3 protein-coding genes and 1 pseudogene are annotated in these 21,708 nt (G+C 46.4%); 3 read left to right on the top strand and 1 reads right to left on the bottom strand.

Annotated features, from left to right (window positions below; translation table 11 throughout):
• The first annotated feature begins 218 nt into the window (after window positions 1-218).
• The 3 genes and pseudogenes from AACR11_RS03510 to AACR11_RS03515 all read left to right on the top strand — a co-directional run bounded on the left by AACR11_RS03510 (window position 219) and on the right by AACR11_RS03515 (window position 21,299).
• Window positions 219-482 (top strand): hypothetical protein, encoded by a 264-nt coding sequence (locus tag AACR11_RS03510; protein ID WP_005453751.1) that lies wholly within the window; start codon window positions 219-221, stop codon window positions 480-482.
• Between the two features lie 281 nt (window positions 483-763).
• On the top strand, window positions 764-6,571 hold the full coding sequence (locus AACR11_RS29840; RefSeq protein ID WP_416316089.1) for a retention module-containing protein: 5,808 nt from the start codon (window positions 764-766) through the stop codon (window positions 6,569-6,571).
• A pseudogene (locus tag AACR11_RS03515) lies at window positions 6,558-21,299 on the top strand (T1SS-143 repeat domain-containing protein). The gene AACR11_RS29840 and the pseudogene AACR11_RS03515 overlap by 14 nt, the downstream one beginning before the upstream one ends.
• A gap of 126 nt (window positions 21,300-21,425) precedes the next feature.
• On the opposite strand, the gene AACR11_RS03520 reads toward AACR11_RS03515, so the two are convergent.
• Window positions 21,426-21,689 (bottom strand): hypothetical protein, encoded by a 264-nt coding sequence (locus AACR11_RS03520; RefSeq protein WP_005447226.1) that lies wholly within the window; start codon window positions 21,687-21,689, stop codon window positions 21,426-21,428.
• Window positions 21,690-21,708: the final 19 nt, after the last annotated feature.

Raw genomic sequence — 21,708 nt, forward strand, 5'->3', positions numbered from 1 at the left:
GGTGAACTATAGCAATGGAAAAACCGTGATGAAAGCCTCAAATCAAGGTTAAGAGAAGGTTAGCGATTACGCAAACGTTTAGGAAAAAAATCATTGATAATTTTACTTATTATGTTGATTGATAATAACGATGTCACCAATAGATAAAACAAAGTTGAAGAAATAAGAATTATCGCATACTATTGCAAATGAGAATTATTTACAATTAAGTCGATATTATGCCAGTAGCCATCAGTTTCTTGTTTTCGTTTGCTCTAATGATGCGTACTAAACCTCATACATGGGGCGTGATTCTTCACGTTTTAACACATGTGTTGATGCTACTTCTTATCCCTTCTGACTATGTTGTCCAATACCTTATGGTGATGTTTTTCTCTTCTCCATTCCTTATTCGACTTGCAAAACGCTCCTCTTCTTATGACATCTTATTTGCCTTTTTACCGCTTCTTATCGGTACTGGCGGGATGATGTTTACCGCTTAAAATCTACTGGTTTCTACTTTTTACAATTAAGGTCTAAGCTTTAATTAATAGGCTTATATTTTCATATGGTTATGTAATGTATCGCCATGGTGACAAATGCCATTGTTGTGATGAAACACAGATAACATGTCTAAAGCGTATTGAATGTTCAAAATTTGATTGTTTATTGAGTTGATTGTTAGTTAAATCAGCGTTGTGAGCTAATGCGCATCACATTTCGATAAACTAAAATAATTTATAAAGGTCTTTCGTAAAGACGTTAGGCAATGAGCGGGGGTCAGATGAGTACACAAACTGTGCCGCAGGAAGTAGTTGTTGATGCTGTCAAAGGTAGTGTTTACGCTTTAACCCCAGAAGGGAATGTTAGAGAAGTAAAAGTTGGGGATATTTTATTTCCTGATGAGGTGGTCATCACGGAAAATGGTGCTGCTCTGGAGGTTATTGCTGAGGGGGCACTTTATCTCGTTGATGAGAATTGTGTTGCTTGCATACCAACCTCAAGTCCTGAACAAGACTCTAGTGATGCGCTTGTCGTTGCGCCTGTTGATGGCAAGGTTAACGTTGACCCAACCGCAACTGGTGATGCTGAATTCGGTGAAGAAGATGTCGCTGCGATTCAACAAGCTATTTTAGAAGGCGCCGACCCAACGGCTATTCTTGAAGCTACTGCTGCTGGTCCAGGTGGCGGTGGCGGTGCGGGATCGGCAAATGCGGGTTTTGTCACCATTGAATACAATAACCCTGAAATTCTTGCTTCGACCTTTTTTGAAACCTCCGCTCCAACAACCGACACTGAAACTGATGAAGATTTGGATGGCATTAATGTCACCATCTTTGCTGATGGCGGTCAAACGCTGTCTTCTCAAGTAACAGAAGGCTCTATTTCTCTCTCTACTTACCCTCAAACTATTTCTTCAACTGTGGTGGTTGGCGCCGCTGATCTCGCACTTGATACAGACTCCTTTGTACCTGAAGCCGCATCTCTGGCATCTTTACTGGCAGAGTTAAACGCGGATATCACCTCCGGTGGTGTTGCCGTTTCATTTGTCTATGATGAAAACCAAAATGCGATCATCGGTACTCAAGGTAGTAACGAAGTTCTTCGTATTGAAATTGATGCAACGTCGTTAGGTTTAGATGCAGAACTTGAAGTCACCACGACAATTAGCCAAGGTATTGATCATTTACCTTCGATAGCGGATGGACAAGTCTCCATCACTGGCGACCAAATTAGCATTGCATTTGATATTACGGGTGCAGATGTAGGTGGTAACAGTATTCTAGCTCCAGTGGATTTTACAACCACTGTGATTGATGGTGATAACCCAAATTCGCAAGACATCGCGTTTGAAAATGTTGAGTCTTCTTCAACACCTATTACAGGGAGCTTTGTCGATATTGGCAGTGATCAGCTATCTTCTGTCTCTTTTAACCAAGAAGGCTTGAGCCAGTTTAATGGTTTGCTTAGTGACAACCAAGCAACAGAAGCAACACTATCCGATGACGGCAGCACCATTATTTTATCTATCGCCGGTTCCAACGAAACGGTTTTATCGATAAGCCTCAACACAGATGGTACGTATCAATTCGAGCAGTTCAAACCGCTAGAGCAGAGTAATGCCGACGATACCATTGTGCTTTCCCTGCCTACCACTATTGTTGATTTTGACCAGGACATCACTGCTAATACGTTCAGCCTGACCATTTCTGATGGCAACAATCCAGTTATCGAAAACGTGACAGGGCTATCTTTAGACGAAGCGGGCGTAGATCAAGGCTCTCAAGAAGGGGCTGTGATTACCAGTGGTGCTGGATCTATTACGACTTCTGTTGGCAGTGACATTGTCGACCATTATGAGTTAGAACCGAGCGAATTTAATAACTCTGGAGAGCTGCAATCTCAAGGGCAAGTTGTTCAACTGGAACAAACCTCCGAGAGCAATGGCGTTCGTACTTATGAAGGGTATATCGAACTGGGTGGCAATCGCATCACGGTCTTTGATGTGACGGTTGACTCTCCGGATCTTGGTGAATACCAGTTTAATCTATATGAACAGTTGGATCACACTGGTAGTAATAATGATTCTCTAACGTTTTCTTTGCCAGTCTATGCAGTGGACGCCGACGGAGACCGCTCATCTATTACCGCTGGCTCGAATACACCTGAAGCTGCTCAGATTGTCATTCAAGTCCAAGATGACACACCTACGATTGATGATGTAGTTGCCTTGTCAGTTGATGAAGATGATTTAGCGTCAATTGGTTCAGATGGCTCCGAACCAATTTCAGTTGGTGGTAACTTCACGACGACACAAGGCTCCGACCGAGTGGTGAGCTACCAATCTGCGACGCCAGTTGATGGTTTGAAATCACAAGGTGTCGACGTCGTTCTGAACGAGACTGCCAACCCTGATGGCAGCTTCACGTATGAAGCGACCGCAGGGACCAATGCGGTCTTTACGTTAACGGTCAACACCGATGGCAGTTATAACTTCACGCTACAAGGTCCAATTGACCACGCGCCAAACAGTGATGAATTGCTCCTCAATTTCCCAGTTATAGCGACAGATTTTGATGGCGATACCTCGACGGCAACGATTCCTGTCACGATTGTAGACGACAAGCCAACGATTACTGATGTCGATGCCATCTCTGTCGATGAAGATGATTTAGCAAGTATTGGCTCAGACCAAAGTAATCCGGTTTCTATCGATGGCAACTTCACGACGACGCAAGGCTCAGACCGAGTGGTGAGTTACCAGCTCGATAATTCTGCAACGCCAGTCGATGGTTTGAAATCACAAGGCGTTGATGTGACGTTAGCGGAAACAGCAAACCCAGATGGTAGTTTCACTTATGAAGCGACAGCGGGTGCAAATGCGGTCTTTACGCTGATGGTGAACACCGATGGTAGCTACAACTTCACGCTGCAAGGTCCAATTGATCATGCTCCGAACAGTGATGAGTTGATCCTCAATTTCCCAATCATTGCGACAGACTTCGATGGCGATACCTCTACAGCAACAATTCCGGTTACCATCGTAGATGATCAGCCGACCATTGCCGACGTCGTTGCGCTTTCTGTCGATGAAGATGACCTAGCGAGTATCGGCTCAGACCAAAGCAATCCAATTTCCATTGATGGCAATTTCACGACGACACAAGGTTCTGACCGAGTAGTAAGTTATCAATTAGATAGCGCTGCAACGCCAGTTGATGGTTTGAAGTCGCAAGGTGTTGACGTCACTCTGAATGAAACAGCAAACCCAGATGGTAGCTTTACGTATGAAGCGACAGCAGGTGCTAACGTGGTATTCACGCTTACCGTTAATACAGATGGCAGCTACAATTTTACGCTACAAGGTCCAATTGACCACGCGCCAAATAGCGATGAGTTGGTTCTCAATTTCCCAATCATTGCGACAGACTTTGACGGTGATAGTACAACGGCAACCATTCCAGTAACGATTGTGGATGACAAGCCGACGATTACTGATGTAGATGCGATCTCTGTCGATGAAGATGATTTAGCGAGTACCGGCTCAGACCAAAGCAATCCAGTTTCAATTGATGGTAACTTTACGACAACACAAGGTTCCGACCGAGTAGTAAGTTATCAATTAGATAGTGCTGCAACGCCAGTCGATGGTTTGAAGTCGCAAGGAGTCGACGTCAGTCTAAACGAAACGGCTAATCCAGACGGTAGCTTTACTTATGAAGCGACAGCTGGGGCAAATCCCGTATTCACTCTGACGGTGAACCCAGATGGCAGCTACAATTTTACGCTACAAGGTCCAATTGACCGCGCGCCAAATGGCGATGAGTTGGTTCTCAATTTCCCAATTACGGCGACCGATTTTGATGGTGATACGTCAACCGTAAGCATTCCAGTGACTATCATCGATGATAAACCAATAATCACAGACGTAGATGCGATTTCTGTCGATGAAGATGACCTAGCAAGTATCGGCTCAGATGGCTCCGAACCAGTTTCAATTGATGGTAACTTCACGACGACACAAGGCTCTGACCGCGTGGTGAGCTATCAGTTAGACGGTTCTGCAACTCCTGTCGATGGTCTGAAATCGCAAGGTGTCGATGTAACATTGGCGGAAACCGCAAATCCAGATGGTAGTTTCACTTATGAAGCGACAGCAGGCACTAACGCGGTCTTTACGCTGACGGTGAACACCGATGGCAGCTATAACTTCACCCTGCAAGGTCCAATTGATCACGCGCCAAACGGTGATGAATTACTCCTTAACTTCCCAATCATTGCGACCGATTTTGATGGGGATGCTTCTACCTTAAGCATCCCAGTCACGATTGTGGATGATAAGCCGACTATTACTGACGTTGATGCGCTCTCTGTTGACGAAGATGACTTAGTAAGTATTGGTTCAGATGGCTCCGAACCAGTTTCAATTGATGGTAACTTCACGACGACACAAGGTTCCGACCGAGTGGTTAGCTACCAGCTTGATGGTTCTGCAACGCCAGTTGACGGTCTGAAATCGCAAGGTGTCGACGTGACATTGGTGGAAACTGCGAACCCAGATGGCAGCTTCACATACGAGGCGACAGCGGGTGCAAATGCAGTATTCACGCTTACCGTTAAGACCGATGGCAGTTATAACTTCACCCTGCAAGGTCCGATTGACCATGCTGCAAACAGCGATGAGTTGGTTCTCAATTTCCCAATTACGGCGACCGATTTTGATGGTGATACGTCAACGGTAAGCATCCCAGTCACGATTGTGGATGATAAGCCAACCATTACTGATGTTGATGCGATTTCTGTTGACGAAGATGACCTAGCAAGTATCGGCTCAGATGGCTCCGAACCAGTTTCAATTGATGGTAACTTCACGACGACACAAGGCTCCGACCGAGTGGTGAGCTACCAGCTTGATGGTTCTGCCACGCCAGTTGATGGTCTGAAATCGCAAGGTATCGATGTAACATTGGCGGAAACTGCAAACCCAGATGGTAGCTTTACTTATGAGGCAACTGCGGGTGCAAATGCAGTATTCACGCTTACCGTTAATACCGATGGCAGCTATAACTTCACATTGCAAGGTCCGATTGACCATGCTGCAAACAGTGATGAGTTGACTCTCAATTTTCCAATTATTGCGACCGATTTTGACGGCGATACCTCGACAGCCACGATTCCAGTTAGCATCGTAGATGACAAGCCAACCATTACTGATGCCGATGCGATATCTGTTGACGAAGATGATTTAGCCAGTACTGGTTCAGATGGCTCCGAGCCAGTTTCAATTGATGGTAACTTCACGACGACACAAGGTTCTGACCGCGTGGTGAGCTACCAGCTTGACGGTTCTGCAACACCTGTCGATGGTCTGAAATCGCAAGGTGTCGATGTAACATTGGCGGAAACCGCAAATCCAGATGGTAGTTTCACTTATGAAGCGACAGCGGGTGCAAATGCGGTATTCACGCTTACCGTTAATACCGATGGTAGCTATAACTTTACCTTGCAGGGACCAATCGATCATGCGCCAAACAGCGATGAATTGATCCTCAACTTCCCAATCATTGCGACAGACTTTGACGGTGATAGTACAACGGCAACGATTCCTGTCACGATTGTAGACGACAAGCCAACCATTACTGACTTAGATGCGATTTCTGTTGATGAAGATGATTTAGCGACGATTGGTTCAGATGGCACAGACCCAGTTTCAATTGATGGCAACTTCACGACGACGCAAGGCTCTGACCGGGTGGTGAGCTACCAGTTAGACGGTTCTGCAACTCCTGTCGATGGTCTGAAATCGCAAGGTGTCGATGTCACATTGGCGGAAACCGCAAATCCAGACGGTAGTTTCACTTATGAAGCGACAGCAGGCACTAACGCGGTCTTTACGCTGACGGTAAACACTGACGGTAGCTACAACTTCACCCTGCAAGGTCCAATTGATCACGCTCCAAACAGTGACGAGTTGATCCTCAACTTTCCAATCATAGCGACAGACTTTGACGGTGATACAACAATCGCGACTATCCCAGTTACGATTGTGGACGACAAGCCGGTCATTACTGATGTCGATGCGATTTCTTGATGAAGATGATTTAGCGCCGATCGGTTCAGATGGCTCTGCCCCGGTTTCAATTGACGGAAACTTCACTACCACACAGGGCTCAGACCGAGTAGTGAGCTACCAACTAGAAAGCTCTGCAACACCAGTTGATGGTTTGAAATCACAAGGTATCGACGTCGTTCTGAATGAAACTGCAAACCCAGATGGTAGCTTTACTTATGAGGCAACAGCGGGTGCTAACTCGGTGTTTACGTTAACGGTCAATACCGATGGCAGCTACAACTTTACGCTGCAAGGTCCGATCGACCATGCACCAAACAGTGATGAGTTGATCCTTAATTTCCCAATTACAGCAACAGATTTTGATGGGGATACGTCAACAGTCAGCATCCCAGTCACGATTGTTGATGATAAGCCAACCATTACTGATGTTGATGCGATCTCTGTCGATGAAGATGATTTAGCGAGTATTGGCTCGGACCAAAGCAATCCGGTTTCCATTAATGGTAACTTTACGACGACGCAAGGCTCAGACCGAGTAGTGAGTTACCAGTTAGATAGCTCTGCAACACCAGTTGATGGTTTGAAATCGCAAGGTGTCGACGTCGTTCTGAATGAAACGGCAAACCCAGACGGTAGCTTTACTTATGAAGCGACAGCTGGGGCAAATCCCGTATTCACTCTGACGGTGAACCCAGATGGCAGCTACAACTTTACGCTGCAAGGTCCGATCGACCATGCATTAAACAGTGATGAGTTGGTTCTTAACTTCCCAATTACAGCAACAGATTTTGATGGGGATACGTCAACAGTCAGCATCCCAGTCACGATTGTTGATGATAAGCCAACCATTACCGATGTTGACGCAATCAGCGTGGACGAGGACGATTTAGCGGCTATTGGCTCAGACCAAAGCAATCCGGTTTCCATTGATGGTAACTTTACGACGACACAAGGCTCTGACCGAGTGGTGAGCTACCAACTAGATAGCTCTGCAACACCAGTTGGTGGTTTGAAATCGCAAGGTGTCGACGTCGTTCTGAATGAAACGGCAAACCCAGATGGTAGCTTCACTTATGAAGCGACAGCAGGCGCAAATGCAGTCTTTACGCTGAAGGTCAGCACCGATGGCAGCTACAATTTCACGCTGCAAGGCCCAATCGATCACGCTCCAAACAGCGATGAGTTGATCCTTAATTTCCCGATTATTGCGACCGATTTTGACGGCGATATAACAACGGCAACGATTCCTGTCACGATTGTGGACGACAAGCCGGTCATTACTGATGTCGATGCGATTTCTCGATGAAGACGATTTGGCGAGCGTTGGTTCGGATGGTTCAGATCCAATTTCAATCAATGGTAACTTTACGACGACGCAGGGCTCTGACCGAGTGGTGAGCTATCAGCTTGAGGGCGCTGCAACGCCAGTCGATGGTTTGAAGTCGCAAGGAGTCGCCGTTAGTCTAAACGAAACGGCTAACCCAGACGGTAGCTTCACTTATGAAGCGACAGCAGGGGCAAATCCCGTATTCACTCTGACGGTGAACCCAGATGGCAGCTATAACTTCACGTTACAAGGTCCGATTGACCATGCTGCAAACAGTGATGAGTTGATCCTCAATTTCCCAATTATCGCGACCGATTTTGATGGTGATAGCACAACGGCAACGATTCCGGTTACGATTGTTGACGACAAGCCAACGATTGCTGATGTAGACGCAATCAGCGTGGATGAGGACGATTTAGCGACTATCGGTTCAGACCAAAGTAATCCGGTTTCCATTGATGGTAACTTCACGACGACGCAAGGTTCAGATCGCGTGGTGAGTTACCAACTAGACAGCTCTGCAACACCAGTTGATGGTTTGAAATCACAAGGTGTCGACGTCGTTCTGAACGAGACTGCAAACCCTGATGGTAGCTTCACGTATGAAGCGACCGCTGGGAGCAATGCGGTCTTTACGTTAACGGTCAACACCGATGGCAGCTATAACTTCACGTGGTAACTTTACGACGACGCAAGGCTCAGACCGAGTGGTGAGCTATCAGCTTGATGGCTCTGCAACGCCAGTTGATGGTTTGAAATCGCAAGGTGTCGACGTGACATTAGCGGAAACCGCAAACCCAGATGGCAGCTTTACGTATGAAGCGACAGCAGGGACCAGTGCGGTCTTTACGTTAACGGTCAACACCGATGGCAGCTATAACTTCACGCTACAAGGCCCAATTGACCACGCGCCAAACAGTGATGAATTGATCCTCAATTTCCCAATCATCGTTACTGATTTTGACGGTGATAGCACAACGGCAACCATTCCAGTCACGATTGTGGATGATAAGCCAACCATTACTGACGTTGACGCAATCAGCGTGGACGAGGACGATTTAGCGAGTATTGGCTCAGACCAAAGTAATCCGGTTTCTATTGATGGCAACTTTACGACGACGCAAGGCTCAGACCGAGTAGTGAGTTACCAACTAGACAGCTCTGCAACACCGGTTGATGGTCTGAAATCGCAAGGTGTCGACGTGACACTAGCGGAAACTGCAAACCCACTATGAGGCGACAGCAGGCGCTAACGCGGTATTCACGCTTACCGTTAATACAGATGGCAGCTATAACTTTACGCTGCAAGGTCCAATCGATCATGCGCCAAACAGTGATGAGTTGCTCCTCAATTTCCCAATCATTGCGACCGATTTTGATGGTGATACCTCAACGGTAAGTATCCCAGTCACCATCGTCGATGATAAGCCAATCATCACTGACGTAGATGCGATTTCGGTGGATGAAGACGATTTGGCGAGCATTGGCTCGGATGGTTCAGACCCAATTTCAATTGGTGGCAACTTCACGACGACGCAAGGCTCAGACGGTGTGGTGAGCTATCAGCTTGATGGCTCTGCAACACCAGTTGATGGTTTAAAATCGCAAGGTGTCGACGTGACACTAGCGGAAACTGCAAACCCAGATGGCAGCTTTACCTATGAAGCGACAGCTGGTGCTAACGCGGTATTCACGCTTACCGTTAATACCGACGGCAGCTATAACTTTACGCTGCAAGGTCCAATCGACCATGCACCAAACAGTGATGAGTTGCTCCTCAATTTCCCAATCATTGCGACCGATTTTGATGGCGATACGTCAACGGTAAGTATCCCAGTCACCATCGTCGATGATAAGCCAACCATCACTGATGTTGATGTGATTTCTGTCGATGAAGACGATTTGGCGAGTGTTGGTTCGGATGGTTCAGACCCAGTTTCAATCAATGGTAACTTTACGACGACGCAAGGCTCAGATGGTGTGGTGAGCTATCAATTAGATGGTTCTGCAAACCCTGTCGCTGGACTGAAATCGCAAGGTGTCGACGTGACACTAGCGGAAACTGCAAACCCAGATGGTAGCTTTACGTATGAAGCGACAGCAGGCGCTAACGCGGTATTTACGCTTACCGTTAATGCTGACGGCAGCTATAACTTTACGTTGCAGGGACCGATTGACCATGCGCCAAACAGTGATGAGTTGATCCTCAATTTCCCAATCATTGCGACAGATTTTGATGGCGATACTTCGACAGCAACGATCCCTGTTACGATTGTGGATGACAAACCAACCATAACTGACGTAGATGCAATCAGTGTGGACGAAGATGACTTAGCGAGTATCGGTTCAGACCAAAGTAATCCGGTTTCCATTGATGGCAACTTTACGACGACTCAAGGCTCAGATAGTGTGGTGAGCTATCAATTAGATGGTTCTGCAACCCCTGTCGCTGGACTGAAATCGCAAGGTGTTGACGTTACTCTCAATGAAACCGCTAACCCTGATGGCAGCTTCACTTATGTGGCGACAGCTGGGGTGAATGCAGTATTTACGCTAACGGTTAATACTGATGGCAGCTATAACTTCACGTTGCAAGGTCCGATTGACCATGCGCCGAATAGTGATGAATTGATCCTCAATTTCCCAATCGTCGCTACGGATTTTGACGGCGATACTTCAACGGCAACCATTCCTGTTACGATTGTGGACGACAAGCCAACCGTTACTGATGTTGATGCACTCACTGTCGATGAAGATGACATCACAACCATTGGTTCTGACCAAAACGATGACGCCTTTATGTCAGGCATGTTCACGACCACAGAAGGTTCTGACGGCGTAGTGAAGTATCAATTAGATACGACGGCAGATCCGGTTGCAGGGCTGAAATCTCAAGGTAATGACGTAACACTTGCTGAGACCGCTAATCTTGATGGCAGTTATACCTATACAGCCACGGCTAATGGTAGTGCTGTATTTGAATTAGTTGTTAAGCCTGACGGTAGCTATACGTTCACCTTGCAAGGTCCACTTGACCATGCGACCAACAGTGATAGTTTGCAGATTGACTTCCCGATCATTGCGACCGACTTTGATGGTGATACATCATCTGAAACGCTTCCTGTCACGATTGTGGACGATAAACCGACACTTGGCGGTATTATTGATACCAGCACGCAAACAGTGGATGAAGATGACATTCCAACGATAGGATCTGATGGTGCTCAATCGAATAGCATTACGGGTAACTTTATCACGAATGATGGTTCTGACAGTATCGTTGAGTATGAGGTGTCCGATCTAAATTCTCCAGTTCAAGGTTTGCAGTCTGGAGGGCAAGACCTAGTGATGGTTGAAGTCTCTAATTCAGGCGGTGTTTCTGTTTATGAAGCGCGTATTGATGGGACCACGACACCAATTTTCCGCGTTACGCTTGATGCATCGGATGACAGCTATCAGTTTGATTTGCTTGGTGCGCTAGACCATCCTGATGCGGACGGAGAAAACCAGCTCGTCATCAATTTACCTATCCAAGCGACCGACTTTGATGGTGATGTTTCTAATACGCAACTGCTACCGATTACGGTTGTCGATGATGTTCCAATCATTGATGGCGTAGTGGCTAGCAGCGAGCAGATCGTGGATGAAGATGACTTGCCGGCAGGCACTGACGCGGCAAGTGCCGAAGATACTGTCATCACAGGCACGCTGGATATCAATGAAGGCGCAGATCAAGTTGCCTCTATCCAGCTTAGCGATTTGACCACGCCGGTTGCATCATTAATGTCTGATGGTCAGCCTATCTCTCTTGTGTTGAGTTCAAGTCTCAATGGGGTCAATGTTTACCAAGGCATTGCTGGTAACCCAGCAGAGGTGGTATTTGAGCTGACGTTAGATGCGACAGATAACTCTTATGAGTTTGACCTACAAAAAACACTTGATCATCCAGATGCTAATCAGCAAAACACCATTGTTATTGACCTTCCTGTTACAGCGACAGACAACGATGGCGATACGTCACCAGTGTTTACGTTGCCGATTACGGTAGTGGATGATGTTCCAGTCGTTACGCAAATTGATAGCTTGCAAGTTGACGAAGATGACCTTCCTTTGGGTTCAGATTCGTCGAAAGAGCCTCTGACCGTATCCGGTGAGTTTGAAGTAACCAGTGCCGATGGTATTGATTCGTTTGTTTTGGATCTGAGCACGAATCCAGTTCCAAACCTGAAATCGGGTGGGGAGGATGTCACCATTTCACCGGATGCAAGCGCGTCAACGGCAGATGCACTTGTCTACATTGGTCAAACTGCGAGTGGAGCAACGGTCTTTACCTTAACACTCCACCAAGATGGTAAATACGACTTCGAACTGTCTGGTCAACTTGATCATGCGGTTAACTCAGACCAAATACTATTGAATCTTCCTGTTCAAATTACAGATGGCGATAACGATACAATTACAGCAACGTTGCCTGTTACCGTTGTGGATGATAAGCCAACGATTGATGCCATTCGTCCTGGTAGCATCTTGTCAGTGGATGAAGATGACATCCCGAGTGAAGGCTCAGATACCACGCCTGAATCCAATGTTATTGGCGGTAACTTCGATGTTACTGACGGCGCTGACTCTATCGTGAGTTTCCAATTAGATAGCTTAACATCGCCTGTTTCAGGACTAAAATCAGGAGGTCAATCCCTTGAGTTGGTTGAATTCTCTAATGCTAACGGTGTCGTTGAGTATCGTGCTTACGTCCAAGGGACAACCGACACAGTATTTAAACTGACGCTTAATGGCTCTGCAGACAGTTATGAATTCGAGTTATTGGGGGCTTTGGACCATCCATCAGGCAGCGACCAAAACTCGCTAGTGATTAACTTCCCTGTCAATGCGACCGATTTTGATGGTGATGTCTCAAACAACATTACCTTACCGATCGCCGTTGTGGATGATGTCCCAGCGATTATCAAAGTCGCGGACACAAGCGAACAAACAGTGGATGAAGATGACTTGCCAGGAGGCTCGGATACTACTAGTGGTGATTCTCGCGTACTTAGTGGGGGTTTTGAGGTTGTTGACGGTGCGGATGAGATTGTTAGTTATCAAATCTCTGATCTAGATGCGGTGGTATCTGGACTAACTTCGAACGGTTTAGATCTTGAGCTGAAGCCATTGCCTTCTGCCGGTGGTGTGACAGGTTATGAAGCCGTCATTGCGGGAACTTCAACGCAAATCTTCACGCTGACACTCGATGCGAATAACGACAGTTATCAATTTGAGTTATTGGGTCCGCTCGATCATGCGGTGGTTCAAGGTGAGAACACGCTAACGATCGATATTCCAATCACGGTCACCGATTATGACGGTGATACGTCTGCTTCACTTAATCTACCGATCACCATAGTGGATGATATTCCAGAAATTAAATCGGCGGATGCGCTTGCCGTGGATGAAGACGACTTAGCCAATGGCTCTCAAGCAACGGGTAAAGATAGCTTAGAAGCAACTGGCAATTTTGATACGGTTGAAGGGGCAGATACGGTTGTTTCTTATCAGCTTGATCTGACTTCGAATCCTATTCCTGGTGTCACTTCGGGTGGGTTAGCGGTGACTCTGGTACAAACTGGGGTAAGCAATAATAACTACACCTATCAAGGACAAACGCCAAATGGCAGCTCCGTGTTCACCTTGGTACTCAATGCAGACGGCTCTTACAAGTTTACGCTTGAAGGTGTCCTTGACCATTCTGTGCAGGGTGAAGACACTTTAATCCTCGACCTGCCTGTCTTTGCTACAGACGTGGATGGAGATACTGCGGGCATTAATTTACCTGTAACCATAACCGATGACGTCCCAACGTTATATGACGCATCGATTTCACGTGTTGAAGGTCAAAGTGGACGCACGGTTCGCTTGTTTAGAGACCCAGTAGAAGGCGACGATGATCTTGGCGCCGATGGTGCGCAAATTACCTCTTTCTCAGCTGACAATTCCGGAATTTACTTCAAGCAGAATGGTGTTGACTCCAGCTCAGTTGATCTCAATGGCAGCAATCAAACCGTCTCAGTCCATAAAGTATTAGATGGTGTCGATGCCGAAATCGGTGTTTTGATTGTTCGCACTAATGGTCGTGTGACATTCCGCCCTAACGACGACTTAGATCATACCGAAACAGATTCTATTGATTTCACTGTCAACGTTGTTGCTACCGATGGTGATGGTGATACAAGTGATGCAGATGTAGATATTTCGGTAAGAGATAGAAATGCTGAAATTAAAACGTCGACAGTAACCGCGTTTGAGGACCAAGGGCGCGGTGGTGTTGTCGCTGGTGTTGATTCAGCGAATACACAAGACAACCTGTCAACGTTAGATATCACTCCTGCAAAAGTGGACCTCGTTATTGATCTGCATGATATCGATCGTAATGAGAGTTTAGGCGATATCATTATTCGTGACGCGAACAGTTACGAAGGTACTTTCTTCTACCTAGATAGTGCTACCGGTAGCTATGTGGCGCTAACGACTCGCGGTAACAATGTTATTTTGGATGGTGCGAATGTCGAGCAGTCGTTCAACGGCGAACTTGTGTCACTCGATAATCTATATTTCGTTCCTGACCGCCATGCTTCAACAGATGCAGCAGGTGTTGACCCTCGTATTCGTATTGAAATCCTCAACAACGGCGTAAGAGATCACTTTGTTGATGGTCGTTTAGATATTGAGGTGGATGCTGTTGCGGATATTGCTACGTGGAAAGGGACCAGTGACTTTGCGTATACGGTTGATGAGGATGCTAACAATGTCTCATTAAACATTGAAGCTGAAACGCAAGATAACAGTAATCCGGAAGCAATAGCCTATGAGTTTGTATTTACTGAAGGTGGTGCGAGCGCAACACTTGTGTACTCAGATGGTTCCGCTATCCCAGAAGTGAGTGGTAAATATCTTGTTGACGCAAACCGAATTGGTGAAGTCCAGGTTGATCCTGCAGATAACTTCTCCGGTCAGATCAAAATCGATGTGACAGCGATTACGAAGGAAGGGAATAACCCGCTTGCTGGTAAAGATACCGCTCGCTCTGTGACAGAAGAAATTGTGATTGACGTGAATCCGGTTGCTGATGCCGGTAGTTTTACTGTTAACCGCATTAATATTTTTGAGGACAATGCGAGAACGCAAGACACCGTAGACCCAGTGACAGATCATGATCCACTTCAACTCAGTGAAGTGATTAAGATGACGCCTTCTGCAGATATAGATGGCTCGGAAGAGCTGTTTGTGCGCATCGATAACTTCTCAATTGATGGTGTCACCTTAGTGTGGCTTGATAGCGGTAACCCAAGCCAAATCAACGTTGTTACTGACTCTGGTGGCAATGTTCTGTATTACGAAATTCCAGAAGCGAATCTAGCGGATGTTGAGGTGCTTCCTCCAATTCACAGCAATGAAGACTTCACTTTCGATGTCGAAGGCATTGTGAAAGACAACGCATCACTTTCTTCTGGCGCCGCGCAGGACATCCGCTCATTAGGTACCCAGTCAGTGATCGTTTCAGTCAAAGGTGTTGCCGATATCCCGGACATTGAACTGAACGATAAAACTGGGGTTTGGAATGTTTTTGATGATGGTAACGTTCGTGGTATCGAAGCAACCATTGACGAAAATGGTCAAGTCGATCTTGCATTTAGCGTGGTTTCCGGAGAACTGAAGGATAACCCTGCAGACAGCTCAGAAACCATTACGGTTCTTCTGTCGAACATTCCAGACGGTGTTGAACTGTTTGATAGTGATGGCTCATCCATCGATTTGACGTTTGTTGGATACGACGGTGCTGGTGAACCGATTTACGAAGCGAACATTACGGACGCAAATGTGAATTCAGGTATTGTGATTCGACCTGAAACCTCATCTACGGAAAATATCACGATCACGGCGACCACTATCGTGACAGAAAACGATGGTCATACTCGCTCTGTGGCGGGTGAGATCCGCGTTAAAGTGGCACCAGTTATTGATGCTCAAGACAACTATGTGGTGAGCTCTGAAGGTAATGAAGATACTCGTATCAATATCGATTGGGAGCCAACTGCAACACAAAGTCCGGATACGGACGAATTCTTTGCCGAACTAACCATCAGTGGCTTCCCGAATGGCAGCACCGTATATGTTGGTGGTGTTGCTCAAACGGTAACGGGTGGCAGCATCACGTTGACGCCGGGAACCAATGAGTCAGAGCAAGATTTCTCGGCGCGAATAACCCAAGACGGATATATTCAGGTGCAATTGGAGCAAGACTCTAGTTTAGACTTTGATTTGAGCACGCAAGTAACGGTGAAGGAAATTGATGCTGAGTACGTAGATTCGGGTAATCCGGGCGAGGGCATAGCATCAACGGTCATCAATGGTACGGTCAAGGTTCAAGTTAACCCAGTGGTTGAACCAGAAGATTTAACTGGTCCAGTTTCAGGTCAAACACGTCTTCTTGTTGAAGGTACAGGCGGTGCTGTTACTGATACGGTACAGTCCGATACTCAGGGACGAATTGATTTCACTATTAATACTGCGGCAGGTGGTTCTGCTGATGCAAACATTATCAAGTATCAGGAGTTCGATAACTCTTCAGATGAAGTGGTCACCCAACTTGTGGTGCAGTTTAGTAATACTTCTCCAGAGATCTTGAATCAATTAGTTATTATTGGTGCTTCTAACGAAGGCGGCGGTCGTTGGACTATTACCGATGAAGAGAACTTCTCAATCATTGCGCCTGCTGGTTTAGATTTGACGCCAAACGACAACACGGATGACGGAGCAAACGGTGGTATCTCTTCGATTGGCCTTACAATCTATGCTCAAGTTAACGATTTAGGTGAAGATGCGTCAGAAGTCGACGCAACCGTGACGCGACAAACCGATATCACACTGGAATTCCCAACTGATATCACGCCTCAAACTAGTGTAGCGGCTGATATAGAGCTTGATAACACGGTCCAAATTGATGGTAGTGAAGACAATGTCATTGATTTAGGTGCTCAGCTCGCATCGAAAGTCAGCACTATGAATGGCGATACAGTAGAAGACGTGCTGACGTTAGTGATAGACCCAACATCCCCAAGTGTACCGCCAGGTCTTGTTATTGGTGGTACCGATGTCGACTTTGTTAATGGCAAATATGTGTTCCAAGCGACGGTTGATGCAAGTGGAAATATCACTGGTTTGGACGGTCTCACTCTACGTGTGGCAGAAGACTGGGCGGGAGACTTTACCTTACCAGTACTATTTGTAACGACTGACACGCAGTCCGGTGACGAAAACTCAACGCTTGAGTCACTTCCTGTTCAGATCCTACCCGTAGCAGACGTACCAGGGTCCTCTGTTGATCAACCTCTTGATAGCGACGTCACTCCGGATGTGACGGTCGACATCACTGGCACACTTGGTCTTGATGCTAACAAACAACCGGTTAATGACCTCAATAGCGATGTTCCAACGAACGATGGTGTTGGCTACGAAGATGGCTTGATTCAGTTGAATTTGAACGTTGATTTTGCTGACGACCGTAACAATCTTCAAGCAGGACAAGAAACGCTCACTAACGTGAAGCTTACGGTTGCCGATACAACACTGGGTGAGTTTGTTGATGCAAATGGCAATCCACTTGGTACAAGCATTGAGTTTAATGCTGCTGAGATTGCGGCAGGTGCACTTGATGAGGTGTTGTTTAAACCGAAAGAAAACTACCCTGTCGGTGGTGGTCAAAATACGGTTCAAATCAATATTGAAGGCGAGATCACCGATACTGCAGTTATTGACCAGACTACATTGGCAAACCCGGGTGATGATGCGGACGTACGCAACTTCACCGACAGTGTGTCATTTGAAATCACTCCTGTTGTGGATGACATCACCATTAGCGGTGCCGATCCTACTCAGCCTATAGTGGTAACGGGCGATGAAGATACGTTGATTTCCTTAGCGCAATCAGGCTCTGGTGTGTCAGTGAGCCTGAATGACAATGATGGTTCGGAACAGTTTGTATCGCTGAAACTGACGGGTTTACCGACTGACTTTATCGTCACTTCAAATTCTCCGGATTACACCGTGAAGAACAATGGCGGCGGAGAGTGGAGTATTCAGTTGAAAGACTTGACGCAAACGTCAGTTGATCTCAGCGCTATTCAAATTCAACCGCCGAAAAACTTCAGTGGTGAAGCGGAGATCGGAATTACAGTCTTTACGCAGGAAGAATTACTTAAAGTTCCTACTGAACATACTGGTAATTTCAAAGTTGTGATTGACCCAATTGGTGATGATGTCGACGTTAACCCAGATACGCTTGTGTCAGGTAACGAAGGCGAAGACATCGATATCAACATAAATGCTCTAGTGGTCGACAATAAAGAGTCGATTGGTGATGGTGCAACGTATCAAGAAAATGACCCAGAAACACTTCGCGTCGAAATTTCAAACGTGCCAGATGGCGCAACCATTGCACTGGCAGATGGTACTCAGTTTGTGAACCAAGGCAGTGGTGTATTCGTCCTAGAAATCGATGCACAAGATTTGGATAAAGTGGTCTTCAATTCGGGTGATCGCAACGATAACTCTTGGAATAGTACGCTTGAGTTTAAAGTTCAAGCCGTGGATACCGGTCTAGATGGAAGCCAAAGCTTAGGCACTCCACAGCAATTTGATGTGAATGTTGAGGTTGAGGCGATTAACGACCGTCCTGAATTCGTTAATACCGTAGATGTTGAAACGCCGGAAGACACACCATTACTCCTTGATGGCTTTAGTGTTTCGGATGTTGATGCCGTTCTGGATGATCCGAGTGCTGAGTACGTATTGGATGTGACGGTCGATAGCGGTACGTTGGTTCTGGACCCTGCGCTTGTCACTACTTACAACTTAACCGTGCAAGGTGATGGCTCTGATACTCTTGAATTGAAAGGGGCAGTGGCTGATCTCAACAATGCTATTGCCAATGGTTTGATAGAGTTCAACCCTGATTTGAACTTCTTTGGTGACGTTACCGTTGGCGTTACTGTCGATGACCAAGGTAACGAAGGTCTAGTGATCAGTGGCGTCGATGACACACTCAATACCAACAGCACTAGCTTTAATATCGAAGTGACTGAGGTCAATGATACACCAGAGACAACACCAGTTACCTTGACGGATATCGAAGAAGACAGTGGCGTATTCTCTATTTCTGAAGCAGACCTAATTGCGAACGCGACGGATATTGAAAACGACAACCTCACAGTAAGTAATGTGCAGGTGACGGATCCAAACGCTGGTAGCGTGAATTTTAACAATGTGACGGGAGAGTGGGAGTTCACGCCAGCGTCGGATTATAACGGTCCAGTCGAGCTCACCTACACGATAACAGATGATGGTACAACAGACGGCGCATTGGATCCTAAGTCGGTAAATGGCACCGCTTCATTTAATGTAACGGAAGTGAATGATGCACCAACCACATCACAAGTTGCGCTCTCTGACATAGCTGAAGACAGTGTGGCGGTCGAAATTACCCAAGCCGATCTGCTCGTTAACGCATCTGACATTGAAAACGACACCTTGACTGTAAGTAACGTGCAATTGGTTGATCCAAGTAGTGGCTCACTCACCTTTGATAGCATTACGGGTACATGGTCTTTTACACCAGCGCCAGGTTACAACGGCACAGTAAATCTGACTTACGACATTACCGATGATGGTACAACCAATGGCGCCTCTGACCCACAGACTGCGTCAGGAACCGCAACCTTTGAGGTGACGGAAGTCAATGATGCACCAGTGACTTCTGAAGTGACGCTGAGCAGTGCGGAAGAAGATGGCGGGACAGTGACAATTACGGCGACAGAATTGTTAAGTAATGCCACGGATCCTGAATCGGACAACCTGACCATTAGTAACCTTGCTCTTGCTAATCCTACTGACGGCGTTTTAACTCAAGTGAGCGTAACGGAATGGACGTTTGAACCTGCTTCAAACTTCTTCGGAGATGTGAATTTTACCTACGAAATCACCGATGATGGTACGACCAATGGTTCACCAGACCCAATGACGGTCGCTGGCACAGCAGTGATTAATGTTGAAGCTACCAATGATGCACCACAAATTATGGCAACATCGGTTACGGATACCATTAATGAAGCAGATGGGCAGAAAATCACAGGCATCAGTGTCAGTGATATCGATTTTACAGGTGCACAAGCGAACGAAATTATGACCGTAACACTCAGCTTGACCGAAGGCGATGTTCGTGTTGAGCCACCTGCGGGCAGTGGTGTCACTGTTGGAAATGGGATGGCGGGTGAAGTTATTCTTATGGGGACGCCTGACAATATTAATGCCGTTCTTGGGGCAACGGATGCTGCTGAAGGCGTATTTGTGGATGCAGGAGACGTTAACGCGGCTTCTATCTCGTTGTCTGTCAAAGTCGAAGATAATGGCGTCTACTTTGAGAATACAGCGGGCACAGCGCTGGAGGCAAACCAGGACTTTGCTATCAACGTGACACCGGTAGCTGACGCTCCGACATTAGGTATTGACCCTCAGTTTAACTACATTCGTCAAATTGCGGCGAGCCAAACGGCGAGTGCTCAAGGTTTAGCCATTGTCGGTATCATGGCGGCACTGACGGATATTGATGAAGTGCTATCTCTTGAATTGACCGGCGTACCCGCGAGTGCGAACGTGACCAGTGGTATTGCACCGTCAAACATTACGTTTGATGGCACAACATGGACGGTTCCAAGTGATGAGATTGATACACTGCAAATTGTCGCAACGGATACAAACAACGGTATTGATGTGGGTAGTTACGATATCTCCGTAACGGCGGTATCAACCGAATCTAATGGCGATGAAGCGCAATCATCACCCGTTCAAATTAGTTTAGATGTTAGCAGCGATGGAGACGACATTGATCAATCGAGCGCATCGGATGACAGTTACCTCGCTGGTGGCGATACGGGCATTAGCTTAACTGGTGGTGACGGTGACGACCTGATCGTTGGTGGTGATGGCGATGACGTCCTTATCGGCGGTTTGGGTTCCGATATCCTCACTGGTGGTGATGGTAGTGATATCTTTAAATGGACAATCGATTCTGTAGATGAGGGGGCGATTGATACCATTACGGACTTCACCCTTAACGAAGACAGTATCGACCTACGCGAAGTAATTTCTGACCTAAGTAGCCCAATGATCGATATGGATGATTTGTTGAGTCATATCTCTGCAGACTACGATGCGTCAACAGAGGCTGTGTCATTGAACATCACGACCGATGCCAATGTTCATCAAACTATCGTGGTTGAACATCTAGGTGATTCAATTGATTTTAATGGGTTAACCTCTAATGAAATTGTTGAGTCATTGTTGAATAATAACGTTCTTGCCAATGGTTAAACGAGTGTAAAAGCAAAAGCGCGATAGCTCATAGAGTTATCGCGCTTTTTTGTGTTCAGTTTGTTGCTGTTCGACCGCTGACTGCTGGTAGATTACCGTTGCTCGCAGGTATTAATTAGGAGTGGCTTAAACGTGGATATCGAGTAAGCTGCCGATGACTTCGTTGTTTTTATCAACAACGGAAGCACCAATGCGATTGTAGGTTGAGGCTTGGGTGAGATTTACCAAGGGTTCGATTGGGTTAGAAGGCAAATCAGAAGCCTTATTGAACTCAAGTTCGTTGCCTTTTACTAAATCGACTTTATTGAAGGCGAGATCATTTTCTTTTATGAAGTCTTGCTGAATTTCATGCGCAGCACCTTCAGCCATCTTATGCGATAGCTGAATCATATTATATCCGGACTGTATT

Source organism: Vibrio sp. L85 (assembly GCF_963871815.1).
GTDB classification, from domain to species: Bacteria; Pseudomonadota; Gammaproteobacteria; order Enterobacterales; family Vibrionaceae; genus Vibrio; species Vibrio harveyi.

Bases quoted from the DNA above. Each gene is read 5' to 3' on its own strand.
- AACR11_RS03510 (WP_005453751.1), top strand. From the start codon at position 219: ATGCCAGTAGCCATCAGTTTCTTGTTTTCGTTTGCTCTAATGATGCGT.
- AACR11_RS03520 (WP_005447226.1), bottom strand. From the start codon at position 21,689: ATGATTCAGCTATCGCATAAGATGGCTGAAGGTGCTGCGCATGAAATT.
- AACR11_RS29840 (WP_416316089.1), top strand. From the start codon at position 764: ATGAGTACACAAACTGTGCCGCAGGAAGTAGTTGTTGATGCTGTCAAA.